The sequence below is a fragment of the Desulfoglaeba alkanexedens ALDC genome (assembly GCF_005377625.1).
In the GTDB taxonomy this organism is placed as follows: Bacteria; Desulfobacterota; Syntrophobacteria; order Syntrophobacterales; family DSM-9756; genus Desulfoglaeba; species Desulfoglaeba alkanexedens.
In genome coordinates this window covers 1,930,269-1,943,529 of the sequence record NZ_CP040098.1, presented here as the reverse complement: position 1 = coordinate 1,943,529, position 13,261 = coordinate 1,930,269, and the positions used below count along the sequence as shown (strand labels likewise).

12 protein-coding genes are annotated in these 13,261 nt (G+C 60.8%); 11 read left to right on the top strand and 1 reads right to left on the bottom strand.

All coding sequences use genetic code 11. The annotated features are described in order from the left end of the window. Positions 1 to 40 precede the first annotated feature (40 nt). Entirely contained in the window at positions 41 to 385 is a 345-nt protein-coding gene (locus FDQ92_RS08815) for a CGGC domain-containing protein (protein ID WP_137424268.1), read from the bottom strand. Positions 386 to 785: 400 nt separating this feature from the next. On the opposite strand from FDQ92_RS08815, the gene FDQ92_RS08810 reads away from it, so the two are divergent. The 11 genes from FDQ92_RS08810 (at position 786) to FDQ92_RS08760 (ending at position 13,261) form a co-directional block, all read left to right on the top strand. Then, positions 786 to 2,354 carry a TonB-dependent receptor plug domain-containing protein gene (locus FDQ92_RS08810; RefSeq protein ID WP_170180266.1) on the top strand — a complete coding sequence of 523 codons (1,569 nt, stop codon included), beginning with the start codon at positions 786 to 788 and terminating at the stop codon, positions 2,352 to 2,354. A 191-nt stretch (positions 2,355 to 2,545) separates the two neighbouring features. After that, on the top strand, positions 2,546 to 2,902 hold the full coding sequence (locus tag FDQ92_RS08805; RefSeq protein WP_137424265.1) for a hypothetical protein: 357 nt from the start codon (positions 2,546 to 2,548) through the stop codon (positions 2,900 to 2,902). A gap of 2 nt (positions 2,903 to 2,904) precedes the next feature. Beyond that, entirely contained in the window at positions 2,905 to 3,651 is a 747-nt protein-coding gene (locus tag FDQ92_RS08800) for a hypothetical protein (protein WP_137424263.1), read from the top strand. 2 nt (positions 3,652 to 3,653) lie between these two features. Further along, the gene (locus FDQ92_RS08795; protein WP_137424261.1) at positions 3,654 to 5,594 is read left to right on the top strand and encodes an ABC transporter substrate-binding protein; all 1,941 of its coding nucleotides are present in this window, start codon (positions 3,654 to 3,656) and stop codon (positions 5,592 to 5,594) included. A gap of 24 nt (positions 5,595 to 5,618) precedes the next feature. Further along, positions 5,619 to 6,671 carry a FecCD family ABC transporter permease gene (locus tag FDQ92_RS08790; RefSeq protein ID WP_211341226.1) on the top strand — a complete coding sequence of 351 codons (1,053 nt, stop codon included), beginning with the start codon at positions 5,619 to 5,621 and terminating at the stop codon, positions 6,669 to 6,671. Further along, positions 6,668 to 7,495: an ABC transporter ATP-binding protein gene (locus FDQ92_RS08785; RefSeq protein ID WP_170180265.1), complete on the top strand. Its 828-nt coding sequence runs from the start codon at positions 6,668 to 6,670 to the stop codon at positions 7,493 to 7,495. The genes FDQ92_RS08790 and FDQ92_RS08785 overlap by 4 nt, the downstream gene beginning before the upstream one ends. Positions 7,496 to 7,819: 324 nt before the next feature. Continuing rightward, a complete protein-coding gene (locus tag FDQ92_RS08780; protein ID WP_137424257.1) occupies positions 7,820 to 8,635 on the top strand; it encodes a Rossmann-like domain-containing protein in 816 nt (271 codons plus the stop codon). Between the two features lie 445 nt (positions 8,636 to 9,080). Next, complete coding sequence (locus FDQ92_RS08775; RefSeq protein ID WP_137424255.1) at positions 9,081 to 9,356, top strand: helix-turn-helix domain-containing protein; 276 nt, start codon at positions 9,081 to 9,083, stop codon at positions 9,354 to 9,356. 29 nt (positions 9,357 to 9,385) lie between these two features. After that, the gene (locus FDQ92_RS08770; RefSeq protein WP_170180419.1) at positions 9,386 to 10,237 is read left to right on the top strand and encodes a 3-hydroxybutyryl-CoA dehydrogenase; all 852 of its coding nucleotides are present in this window, start codon (positions 9,386 to 9,388) and stop codon (positions 10,235 to 10,237) included. A 529-nt stretch (positions 10,238 to 10,766) separates the two neighbouring features. After that, positions 10,767 to 12,077, top strand: a complete 1,311-nt coding sequence (locus FDQ92_RS08765) for a TolC family protein (protein ID WP_137424252.1) — start codon at positions 10,767 to 10,769, stop codon at positions 12,075 to 12,077. Further along, the gene (locus FDQ92_RS08760; protein ID WP_137424250.1) at positions 12,074 to 13,261 is read left to right on the top strand and encodes an efflux RND transporter periplasmic adaptor subunit; all 1,188 of its coding nucleotides are present in this window, start codon (positions 12,074 to 12,076) and stop codon (positions 13,259 to 13,261) included. Before FDQ92_RS08765 ends, FDQ92_RS08760 begins: the two co-directional genes overlap by 4 nt.

Here is a 13,261-nt window from a genome sequence, read left to right as displayed (position 1 = left end):
CCCTTCGCCGGGCCGCGGGGGTTACCGTTCCGGAGTTCCGTCAGTGATAATCGTGGGTCCCTAAGATGACCGGAATGCCGGTCTTGCTTTGAAGCATCTGCGCCAGGTCTTCCGGAGTAGTGTAGGGACACGAAGGTTTGGCATTGACCAGACAGGAACTGAGGTAGATGGCGTCCGGCTTGATTTCCGAAAGTTTCATGGCCATCCCCACGTTGGGGACCACCGTCCTTCCCGGACATTCGCACCGGATGAAGGCCGTCACCTGCGACGGCTCCTTGAAGGTGCCCTCGCCCAGAGCCGCCGCCTTCAAACACCGCCATTCGCCGGGACAACCGTAACCTTTTTCCATGTAAGCGCCGCAGCCGACAATCGCCACTTTCTTCATGGTGTTCCTCCTCCTTCCATGTAAAAAAAAATCGATTGGTGAACCGCACGGACACCAAACCGCCCGCAGGCGGCGAGCCGGATGTTCGCGGGAGTAATCTGCCACATGTTCTCTCTGGTGTAAAGTCTGCTGACAACAACACCTCATGGATTCAGGAGATTGTTCAATTGCGATTCTCTTCATGGGTACACCTGCCGGGTGAAAGTTTGACAGGAACCTCAGAGCCCGAATAGCATGAGCTTGTTTTTGGACAAGCCCTTACCGGACATGTCTCCCTGGTTAACACAGCGCGGACTTCCATACATTCCGCCACCAAACACCTGACGCGCCCGATCATCGCTTACATGCTGCCCGCCTAGCGTGAAAGGAACCCACCGAGACGCCGCACCTGTCGGCAACGGTGGAATACGGCCTCGACGGCCTGGATGACGCCTACAAGGCGTCCCTGTCTCACGGGAGAAAAGTGGGCAATCTCAACTACTGGCTCAGCTATTCCCATCGGGAATGGGATTCCTGGGATCTGCCCGATGATTTCGAACCAAGGGAAGGGCGGGTCACCGCCGGCCGGAAGGTCCTGGATACCCGTATCATCGAGGACGGCGGCGAGCGGGAAAACTCGGATTACCAGACCGACAATTTCTGGGGCAAGGTAGGTTTCGAACCATCGGATAAAAGCGAAATCTATGTCAATTTCCACTACATCAGCAGTGAGAAGGGGGATGCGCCCAACCTGGACCGGGTCAACGTATTTTCCGACTTTACCCAGTTCGACCGGATCACCGCCTACGACGACTGGGGCGTGGATCTGAGCGCCATGCATGCCTTTTCGGAAAAGTTCGACTTGCAGGCGAAGCTCTACTACCACGATCACGAAGACGACTACACCTCCTACTCGGATCAGACCTACTCGGAAGTAGTGGCCGTCAGCACGTACAAAGACGATATCTTGGGCGGCATGTTGCTGGGCGAATACCGTCCGGTGGACTGGGACGCGTTGCGGTTTTCGCTGCACTACAAGCGCGATGCCCACGAGCAGCGAGATCTTGAAAGCCTGCCGTTTGCCGAAAGCATCTCCTATACCGGATCAGCAGGTTTCGAAAACGAAATGAGGCTCCTCGATAACAAGCTCTCCGTCGTCATCGGTGTCAGCTATGACCGGTATGACGTCAGCAAGGCGGAAGAAGACATCGAAAACGACGGAAACATCGTCGATTCGGGAACTCCGGACACCAGCGACGAGTTCAACCCCATGGTCGGCGTGACCTACCAGGCCTGCGACAGCACCAAGCTGTTTGCCTCGGTGGCCAAGAAAACCCGTTTCCCCACCCTGAACCAGATCTACGCCGGGGATGTCCCCAACCTGGACCTCGAGGCAGAAACCGCCGTCAATTACACCGCTGGGGTCGCTTGGCGCTACAATGATCTACTCAACGTGGAAGTGGCGCCGTTTTTCCACGAGATATCGGATTTCATTGCCCGCGACGTCCCGCCGGAATTGAACCCCTACGCCCAATACATCAACTATGGTGAAATAGAGCTCAAGGGCGTGGAGGTCAACGCGGTGGTCACGCCGATGAAGGACCTGAGCTTCAAGCTGGGCTACTCGTACAACGACGCCGAGAACAAGAGCCCGGGCCGGGTTACCGGCGAAGTACTCGGGGTTCCGGAATACACTTTCAATCTCGGCGTCCAGTACATCGTGCCGACCCTCGGCACCAAGCTGAACCTGACCCTACTCTACATGGGTGAATCCTACCGGCAACTGCCGACCCCCGAGGAACCCGACCTCGACGTGGTGGAAAACGAAAGCTACAACCTGTGCAACATCAAGGTCACCCAGCCGTTCGTCTCCGATCACATGGAGGCCTTTCTGGCCGTCGACAACCTGTTCGACGAAGACTACGAACCGGTGAGCGGCTATCCGGCCCCCGGCATGAGCATGTGGCTGGGATTGACCTACAGGATGTAGAGGAAGCCGATCCGTTAACGCAAACGGCGCCCGCTTGATGCGCTGTCTCCCGATGCGGGAGGCAGAACATTGCCATGGGGGTACAGGAATTGGATGGTCTGTTGCCATTCCGGGCTCAGACTTGGCGGGATAACGATGCCTTGCCGTGTCATTCCCAAGATTTTTTGCGTGCGATTCCGAACGTTTGTTCCGTGTCATTCCGAAGTGACCACCGAAGCCGTTTTGCCGCGCGGTTCGAAACCGTCGCCCGCGCCGTGGCGCCCCGCTGGATCCGTATCGGTCACGGCCACGGGTTCGACGACATCGTCCGGGCCGAAGGATTCGAACTGCGCGCTTTCTTGAACACCAACTTCCCGGAGGCCGGACCGGATGATTTCTTCCTCTTTGCCACCCCTGACGGCAAGACCATGAGGATCGTAGACTGCATCGACGGCCGGCCGCCGGCCGAAGGATATATGCTGGCGCCCACCGCGGACTATTTTTCGGATCGTGCCATGTGGGGCCTGGCCCATGTGATCTGGATCCACCAAGCCGAAATCGAGAGTTGACGATGTTAACCACCGGAGTTCACGCCTGGTTGTATGCCGCCATAGGGCTCTATGGCATTGCTTGGGGATTGGCGGTGTTTCACCGGCGCCGCCCTGCTGCCGGGGCGCTGGCCATCGGGTTCATCCTGCAAAGCCTTTACCTCATCGGCCGCGGGTGGCTCGGAGGCGTCTTTGTGGTGCATCCCATCGTGGAAGGCCCGTTTTTGCTTCCCTGGTGTCTGGCCTTGATCGCCATGGTGCGCTCATTTGCTTTCCCCAAGGCCCCCATGGGCGGTTTGCTGGGCCTGGTGACCGCCTTTTCCCTCTTCTGTCTTTTTTACAGCAAGGGGATAATTCCACCGAGTCCCAAGCGCGAATCCGTCTGGGCCGCCCTGTTTTTCCTTTCCGAGTCCATGGCCCATGCGCTGTTTTACGCCGCCGCCTGGATGGCGGTCCTGAGCCTGGCGGGCAAAGGCCACCCACACGCCTATTATACCTGGCTGGTCTGGGGGTTCAGCCTCTACACTGTGGCTCAGATGACCGGCGCGCTCTGGTGTTTTATCGGCTGGGGCAACACCTTCAGTTGGAATTCCCGTCACCTGAGTTCCGCGGCCATCTGGACCTTCTTCGCCGCCACCTTGCACCTTCAATTCGTCCCGAAGTGGAAACCCAAAAGCGCACTTCTCGCCGTCGCCGGGGGGTTGCTGGTGCTGTATATCAGCTACGGCAACTACCCTCACGAAGTGCGCCATCTGCGGGTGGGAGGCTGACAGTGCTGAAAACCACCTGGAATGCTCTGAGCGACATCCGCCTGGCGGTGCTCCTGCTGATGGCGGCATCGGCTACACTCCTGACGGGCTCATTTTATGCCGAGGATCATGTCTCGCTGTTCATGGCTTTGAACCACATGCGGATCCAGGACTGGCTGCCGGTCCAGTGGGCATCCCGGCCGGCGTTGGTCTGGTGGATACCGATGCTCTTCGCCATAATGGCCCTGCTGGGCATCAACACCTTCATCTGCGCCGCCAACCGTATTTTGCGGCTCGTCGGCCGGCGCCGAAACATGGCGCGGGGGCGGTTTTTTTATCTGCTGACGCCTTCGCTGGTTCATTTCCTGTTCATCACGATCATGCTCGGCCACCTGGCGACTTTCACCATGGGCCGATGGCAGCGCGTCCCCTTGACAGCCGACAGCCCCATCGCCGTGTCGCCGGAGGTTCCCGCCTGCCGGGTGGCGGGCATCCGGGATGAATTCTATCCCGAATCATCGGCCCTGGGCGGGCGGCTGCGTCAGACCGCCGTGACGCTGGCATGCCCCGGCGGGCAAACCCGGCGGCTCCAATATGGCCGGCCGGTTTTCATCGATGGACGTTTTTTGCTCATCGACAAAGCCTCTCAAGGAGAAAAGGTGCACAATAAACCGATGCCCGCCGGGTCTCCACCGGCCCGCCGGCCGGGGCCGGCTTCCGCCGAAGCCCAGGAAGCGAGCGCGGGTCAACCGCTGCTGATCATCGTTTCAGATCCCGGCCTGGCGGTGATCATTCTCGGCTTGACCCTGATCATGGCGCTGATGATCGGGTATTTTCTTTTCAAGTCCAAGCCCGCCAATCAGAAGCAACCTGCACGCGGAGATGGACCTGCTCAACCGCTACGTTTTCCCCATCCGTACCTGGGACAAAAAGAAAGAGGAACCGAAATGAAGCGCCAGATCACAATAGTATCTGTTTTGTTATCTCTCAGCATGATCCTGGCCGCCGGTGCCGGCGCCGAGGACCGAATTCTCACCGACATGGTCGGCCGCGGCGTCCGCGTGCCGCTCGAGGCCCGGCGCATCGTGACGACCTTCAAGCCGGCCTCGCTGTGCGTGACGGCCCTGGGGCTCCAGGGGCGCCTGGTGGGCATCGACACCAGCTCCCGCCGGGATCCCCTCTTTTTGGGCGTGGCACCGGCCCTGGCGGATCTGCCCGCGGTGGGTCAAAAGTCCACCGGCCTGAACTTTGAGGCCATCCTGGCCGTCAAGCCCGACCTGGTCATTCTCTTCGCCCAGAAGGACGGGGTCGCCATCGCCGACCGCCTGGTGGACCACGGCGTGGCGGCCATCGTGATTCTGCCGGAGAAAATCGATTCCCTCTACGCCACCTTGCGCCTCATCGCCGAGGCCGCCGGGGTCCCGGAAAAAGCGGAACAGCCCATCGCCGCCTGCCGCCGCGTTCTGGAATTGGTCGAACAGCGGGTGGCCTCCATCGCGCCGGACCGCCGCAAGATCGTCTACTACGCCGCGCCCCAGGGTCTCTTTTTCACCGCCTCCGGAGATCTGCTGCAGGACGAGATGGTCACCATGGCCGGCGGCATCAATGCCGGGCACGCCCTCAGCGGCTACTTCCGGGAAATCTCCCCCGAACAGTTCATCGCCTGGAACCCGGACCTGGTCCTGGTTTCGGGCCACGGCGCCCAGCGCGGCCTCGAAAAACTGGAGGAGCCCCAATTCGCCCGCGTGTCGGCCGTGGCCGCGGGCCGCATTTACCGGTTTCCGTCCAACATTGCCCCCTGGGATTTCCCTTCGCCCCTTTCGGCCCTAGGAGTTCTGTGGTTGGCGCGAACGTGTTATCCGGAGCAATTCGCCGATGTTGACCTGGCGGCCGAAATCGACCGCTTCCACCTGGCCCTGTTCGGTAAGTCCTTTACCGAACTGGGCGGACGGCTGCCGCAATGACGGCCTGAACCATTGGAGCCCCTGGTGCAACCATCCCACCCGACAAACACCACTTGGAATCCCTGCGCCCGCGCGGCTCGCCTGAACGCCGGCCTGGCCATAGGGCTGGTGGCCATGCTGTGGCTTTCCCTCTGGATCGGCTGGGTCCCCATCGCCCCGGGCGAGCTGGGCGCCATCGTCCAGTCCTGGCTGGGAAACGGCGCCGGCGAAGAAATCACCGGAAAAGCACTGGTCTTCGGCCTGGTTCGCATCCCCCGGGCCCTACTCACCGTCCTGGTGGGCATGAGCCTCTCGGCGGCGGGCGCCGTATACCAGGGACTGTTTCGCAACCCTTTGGTTTCTCCGGAGATTTTAGGCGTTTCGGCCGGCGCCACCTTCGGCGCCGCCCTGGGGCTGCTCATCGCCGGCAGCAGTTGGCTGGTGGTTCAGTCCCTGGCCTTTGTCTTCGGCTTGGCGGCGGTGGGCATGGCCCTGCTCATCGCCCGATTGGTGGCCGTGCGGCCCATGCTGGTGCTGGTGCTGGCCGGGCTGGTGGTGCTGTCGGTTTTCAACTCGTCCATCACCCTGCTCAAATACCTCTCGGACCCGTACAACGAACTGCCGGCCATCGTGTTCTGGATGATGGGCAGCATGAGCCGGGGGCAGTGGGGCGACCTGCTCATCGCCGCTCCGATCATGGTCGGCAGCCTGGTCCTGATCCACCTGATGCGCTACAAGCTCAACATCCTGTCGCTGGGCGACCTCCAGGCCAAGAGCCTCGGCCTCAATCCGATGCTCTACCGCCTGGTCTTCATTTTCTTGAGTTCCATGGTGGTTTCCGTGTCGGTGGCGGTCTGCGGCCAGGTCTGCTGGGTGGGGCTGGTCATGCCGCACATCGCCCGCACCCTGGTGGGCCCCAACCATGAGCAGATGCTGCCGGTGGCGGTGCTCTCCGGCGGCATCTTCCTCCTTCTGGCCGACACGGCGGCCCGCTCCCTCACCATGGCCGAACTGCCCATCAGCGTGGTGACCGCCTTCATCGGCGCGCCCCTGTTTGCCTACCTGCTGTACCGCAACCGGGGGAGTGGCTGGTCGTGAGCCTGGTGTGCCGCCATCTGCATTTCGCCTACAACCGCGTCCCCGTTCTTTCGGCGGTGGATCTCGAGGTCCAGGCCGGCGAGTTCCGCGTGCTGCTGGGCCGCAACGGGTCGGGGAAAACCACCTTGATTTACTGCCTGGCCGGATTGCTGCGCCCCCAGCAAGGAACCGTGACCATCGACGGGCTGGATCTGGCCGCGGCGCCCCGGGCGGAGATCGCCCAACGGGTGAGCCTGGTGCCTCAAGAGCACGCCGACATCTTTCCGTTCCGGGTTCTGGACGTGGTAGTGATGGGGCGCACCGCCACCTTTCGCTTTGCTCAGCGGCCCGGGCCGGAAGACTACCTGGCCGCCCACCAGGTGCTGGCCGAACTGGAAGCCGAAGCCCTGGCCGAGCGCAATTTCAACCGCATCTCGGGGGGAGAGCGGCGCATCGCCCTGCTGGCCCGGGCGATTCTCCAGGCACAGAACACCCTGCTCCTCGATGAGCCCACCAACCACCTGGACTTCAACAACCAGTACCGCCTGCTGGAAAAAATCAAGCGGTTGTGCCAGGAAAAGGGGACCCGGGTGGTGGCATCGATGCACGATCCGAATCTGACGGCCCGGTATGCCGACACGGTGACCATGCTCTCGCAGGGGCGGGTGCTGGCCAGCGGCCCAACAGAGACCGTGATGACGGCCCGGATGGTCGGCCGCCTGTACCAAACGCCCACCCGCCGGGTGGACGTGAAGGGCGGCACGCCGCTCTTCGCTCCCTGCACCCCCGGCCAAGGCATGGATGACGGAAAGCCCGAGACGGCGCCGGGCTTGCGCTGGACCTGAGCCCCATGCCCCTCGGCAAAACAAAGCACCTGCGGCCTGTTGCAGGGTGCGGGGTCAAGGTTCAAGGTTTGCGGTCTTCAGTGAGTGAGTATAAGCCATGATCTTTGCTCCAGACTCGGTAGCCCAGCTAAAGGGATGAGCGCTTCCTCTCGTTCCCAAGCTCTGGTTTGGAAACGGCCTCATGGGAATCGAAGCTGGAGCTTCTACACAGTTGTGTTCCCAAGCTGGAGCTTGGGAACAAGAATGAACATTTTATTTTGTTGACCTGTACTTTAGTCACTTTTAGTCACTTGTCACTTTAGTTACTTCAAAAGAGGATCAATCATGAAGACCAATTGTACGCACCAAGACCAGAACTTCCTGCCCTCACAGAGACCCGCCCCAAGCCGGGAGTTGAAATTGATCAGTGAGCTGATCGAAAGCATCCAACACCCCGAAGCCGTGATCTCCGAGGTAGCGGTGGGTTCCCACTTCATCGGCATCCGGGCTGAAGACAACGGGATCGAATGCGTGGGGCTGGCCTCCACCCTGGGCGCCGCGGTCACGGCCGAAGAGTGGCGCCTGCTGGATGAACTCCCCGGCACGCCCCTGGCCCGGGCGGCGGAACTCCTGAAATCCGCCAGTGCCTTTGCCATCAGCCTCGGCGCCGCCGCGTTGAACGCCGGCCTCGTCCCCCCGCCGGATCTCCCCAACCTGGAAGCCTCGACGATCATGGCCGAAAGAGGCAAGCACGGAGAAACGGTTCTGGTGGGGGAGTTTCCCTTCACCGATTGGTTGCGAAAAGAGGTGCAAACCCTGCATCTGTTCGAACTGCGGGACATCCCCGGCCGTACGTCCCCGGCCCTGTGGGACGAGATCCTGAGCCGCTGCCGTGTCCTCGGCCTCACCGGCACCACCCTCATTACCCGCGCCATGGCCGCCTATCTGGAAAAAGCCCCCCAGGCCTTCACAATCGTCATCGGTCCCACCACGCCGCTCTCACCAGTGCTTTTTTCCCACGGGGCGGACATTCTGGCCGGCTGCCGGGTCGTTTCTCCGGGGCCGGTGTTCGAAGCGATTCGCCAGGGGATGTCGTTTCGCGATTTCAAGAAACTGGGGGTGCGCTTTTTGGCCTGGCCCCGGCCTGGAACGCTCGCGTAGGTGAACCGATCAGGGGGTGCTGGGGCGTTTTGGAACCCGCGCATGCTACTGCTTAGGGCTATCCGGCCGTGGGCGCGGTTCAGAATGACTGGGACACCCGCTCTATCTTCTCAATCATCCCCATGACCCCGTGGGGTCACAACGAAGCATGAAAATTCGGGATAGGGGGCAGTGGGGTAGAGCCCAAAAACGTGGCACAATAACCAATCGACATTATTGGTGAATTTTCTATTTTCATATAAAAATCCGTGGATTCGCTGCATACGGCCGAATCGTGTTTGTCATTATCCTACGGGCTGCATGTGCATCTTCAGCTCCTACCCACCCCGCCGCACGACGACGCAGTTACTTTTCTCCCTACAAGCCGGCGAACCACCGAACCCTCGCGGGAAGGGATTGTCACGCCGGTCCGGCGGAAAAGTCCGAGATTCCGGAGCCCACCGAGGTGGACCTTCGCACACAGGAAATGACGGAACTGGACATAGTACCCACTACGTGCTATGAAGCGCGCATGTGGGAGAAAGGTCCATCCAGAAAAGAACGGCAGGCGCGCAAAACCCGGCGGCGCATCCTTTCCGTCGCCGCAAAGCTTTTTGCCCGACACGGTTATCACAGGATGACTGTGAGCGATATCGCCCGCGGTGTCCGCATGACCACCGGGGCCGTCTTCGATCGTTTCCATTCGAAGGAAGCACTGCTCGATACTGGCGTTTTTCGTTGATTTCAAGAAAAGGAGGTCTTGGCATGGAAATCAGGAAAGTCTGCGTGTTGGGAGCTGGAATCATGGGTGCCGGAATCGCCCAGGCGTTGGCCGAAGCGGGATATTCCGTGAGCCTTCGGGACATCGAAGACCGCTTCGTTCGGGCCGGGCTGGATGGAATCAAGAAGAACCTGGACCGGGCGGTTTCCAAGGGGAAGATGGACCGGAACACGGCGGACGCCGTGATACAGCGCATCAAGGGCACGGTGGATCTCAAACAGGCAGCCGCCGACGCGGACCTGGTCATTGAAGCAGTGATCGAGAACATGGACGTGAAGAAAACCGTCTTCAGGGAACTGGACGAACTCTGCCCGCCGCAGACCATTTTCGCGTCCAACACGTCGGGGCTGTCCATCACGGAAATGGCCTCGGTGACCCGGCGGCCGCAGAAGGTCATCGGCATGCATTTCTTCAATCCCGTACCGGTCATGAAGCTCGTCGAACTCATTCGAGGCTTCCTGACCGACGATGAGACCTTCGAAAGCGCCAAGGCCGTCGTGGAGGCCGTCGGCAAGATCCCGGTGGAAGTGAAGGAAGCTCCGGGCTTCGCCGTTAACCGGATCCTATGCCCCATGGTCAACGAGGCGATCTTCGTCTATTCGGAAGGGATCGCTTCGGCGGAAGACATCGATCGCGCCATGACCCTTGGTGCCAATCATCCCATCGGTCCGCTGGCCCTTGCCGACATGGTGGGCCTCGACACCCTGCTCTTCGTCCTGGAAGGACTCCACCGGGAGCTCGGCGAAGCCAAGTACCGGCCCGCCCCGCTGCTTCGAAAGATGGTTCGAGCGGGGTATCTGGGGAGGAAGAGCGGAAAGGGTTTCTACGAATACGCGAAATAGAGACCCGGGTGCCCACCGGCAGGGCGATTCCGATAACGGGTCCTGCAAGGGTTCTAGGAGCCTGTCCGGGAATGCCGATTTTCCCTTGTTCCCAAGCTCCAGCTTGGGAACACAGCTGTGCAGAAGCTCCAGCTTCGATTCCCATGAGGCCGTTCCCAAGCCGGAGCTTGGGGGCGAGGAGAACTTGATTACCAAGTCTGTAGCAAAGATCATGGCTTATGTTTACCCACTAAAGACTGCTGCATACTGGTCAACCCGGCGTCAAACCGGTTTGCGTGCAGTCTTCACCGCAAGCCTCGAAGGCCTCTTTCGTAACCGGGTCAGCGGGTGGCCGCGCCGAAGCGCCGTCCCGCCGATCCGGTCACGGGGATAGGTCTTTTTCCTCTCGGTTTTTCATGGCATAATCGCTGACGGACGCCTGTCCGGCCCGAACGGCGGGAGCAGCCCCGGAAAACGGCTTCGATGTGAGGGTCCGATCGTCAAGGCGTGTTTGGTCCATGGTTCCCGCTTCTACAAGGCGAGCGTTCGAATGAATCCCAAGAGGCGGCATTGGAGACGGCGAAAAGCGCAAGCCGCCGCAGTGCTCCTTTTTTTGTTGGTGCTGGGCTGGGGGTTCCAGGCACCGGCGTTGACACTCCGGGAAGCCGTCGAGGCGGCGCTCGGGAAGCTGCCTTCCATCGCAGCCGCCCGCAGGCAGATCGATTCCAGCAAAGCGCTCAAATCCGGGTCCCTTTCGCCCTACCTTCCTTCCCTGGACCTTACGGGAACGGCCGATTCCGTGGATTCACAGGAGGACAGCTACCACACCGAACAGGGAACCGCCGCCGTGAATTATACCCTCTACGACGGAGGGATTCGCCGTGCGGACCGGAAGATCGCTTCGATCCGCCTGGATTCGGACCAGGAGGAGCTTCGCAAGGTCTTCCTGGATGTGGAAAGGGACGTGAAGGTGGCCTTCTACGACACCCTTGCACAGAACGACATTCTCGATCAACGCATACTCCAGGTGCAGGATGCTCAGACGGTCCTGGACGTGGCGGAAGGGCGGTTCCGATTCGGGGTAGCCAAGCGTTCCGACGTACTCCAGGCCTCGGTTCGCCTGGAGCAGGCCCGATTTCAGAAAATCCAGGCGGAAGGGGAGCTGAACAAGTCGCTGGCCACGTTGAACTCCCTGGCGGGCCGCCCCCTGGAAACCTCTTTCGACTTGGAAGGCTCGCTGGATCCCGACGGGACGCTTGCCGAACGGGCATTTTACACCCAGGTCGCCTTGAAGCGGCCGATGGTGCAGCAGGCGGAACAGGACATCCAGATCGCGGAGGCCGAGAAGGCGAAAACCCTGAGCCCTTTCCTCCCGGCTCTGGAAGCTCAGGTGGCTTATTCGGAGACGGAAAGCACCCAATTCGGCGGCCTTTCCAATGAGCAAACCAGTGTCGGGCTCGTCGCCCGCTGGAACTTATTCGAATGGAACAAGTTCACCAACCGCCTCTCGGCAGGCCACCAGGTAGCCGCATCGGAAGCACGCTTCGAAGAATTGAAGCGCCAGGTACGGGTGGAAGTGAACAATCGCTACGAAGACGTCGTGACGGCCATGCGCAACGTCCGTACCGCCGAAGAACAGCTCCGGCAGGCCGAACACAACTACCGGCAGGCCTTTGGAGAGTACAAGGTGGGAAAGGGGGACATCCTGTCGCTCGTCCAGGCGGAAAGCGCCCTCGCCACGGCTCGGGAACAGCTGGTCGATTCCAGGCGCAACGTCTGGGTTTCATGGGCGCAACTGGAGCGGGCCGCTGGAATCTTCCTGTTCGACCCGTTGAGCTTTGAAGGAGCCTCCGCACCGTGAAACGCTGGATCGCCGTGTTGCTCGTGATCGCCGTCGGAGGCGCCGGCTGGTGGGCCTATCAGAATCGTTCCCGGAAATCCCGGATCGAGGTGGTTGAAACGGACCGTGCGGCCCTGGCGGACATTCGGGATGTATTGGTGGCCACCGGAATCATCAAGCCGCAGGTGGGCGCCTTGGTCAAGATCGGGGCCCGGGCCACCGGCGAAATCCACGACATGCCGGTGAAGGTGGGCGATGAAGTGCAACCGGGGGACCTTGTCGCCCGGATCGACGACCGGGAAATCCAAAAGGCCCTGGCCGGCGAGCGCGCCGCCTTGGAAGCCGCCCGGTCCACGCTGGACCAGGTGGAAACCACCTTTCCGGAACGCATCCGTGAAGCCCGCGCCAGGCTCGAATTCGCCCGAGTCGATTATTCACGCGAAAAGGCCCTTATCGAACAGGAATTCACGACCCAAGATGCCGTAGACCGGGCGAAGAGCGAGTTTGAGGCGGCGGACGCCACGTTGAAGGCGCTGCTGGACGAATATCGCACGGAGCGCGAAATCGCCAAGGCCCGGATCGAAGAAATCGAAGCTCAGATCGCCCAGCAGGAGATTCGGCTTTCCTACACGCGGGTTCTCGCGCCCATCGGGGGCGTGGTGACGGAAGTCACCGCCCAAAAGGGCGAAACCATCGTAACGGGACTCCAGGTGGCGAACCTGGTCACCGTCATGGATCCGACGCTTCTGGAGATGCAGATCTATGTGGACGAAACGGACGTGGGGCGCGTGCGCCTCGGAGTTTCGGTGGAGTATTCGGTGGACACCCATCCCGGCAGAGTCTTTCACGGAGTGATCGAAAAGATTTACACGCAGCCGACGGTTCGCGACAACATCGTCTATTACTTGGCCATTGTGAAAGTACCGAAAGAAGACGCGCTGATGCTTCGCCCCGAAATGACCACGTACTGCAAGATCATCCTTTCGCGCAAAGAAGGCGTTCTCACGGTCTCCAACGCCGCCGTGAAATATGAAAACGGCAGACAGGTCGTCTATCGCGTCCTGGGGCCCCGCAGCGTGGAAAAGCAGGAAGTCACGGTGGGCGTCCGAGGCGAAGACCGGACGGAGATACTCTCGGGCGTGAAGGAAGGGGACACGGTGGCCACACGGCTGGTCCTTCCGCCGTCGGCCCCCGGCAGGCGATGA

Bases quoted from the DNA above. Each gene is read 5' to 3' on its own strand.
- FDQ92_RS08815 (WP_137424268.1), bottom strand. From the start codon at position 385: ATGAAGAAAGTGGCGATTGTCGGCTGCGGCGCTTACATGGAAAAAGGT.
- FDQ92_RS08800 (WP_137424263.1), top strand. From the start codon at position 2,905: ATGTTAACCACCGGAGTTCACGCCTGGTTGTATGCCGCCATAGGGCTC.
- FDQ92_RS08780 (WP_137424257.1), top strand. From the start codon at position 7,820: ATGAAGACCAATTGTACGCACCAAGACCAGAACTTCCTGCCCTCACAG.
- FDQ92_RS08765 (WP_137424252.1), top strand. From the start codon at position 10,767: ATGAATCCCAAGAGGCGGCATTGGAGACGGCGAAAAGCGCAAGCCGCC.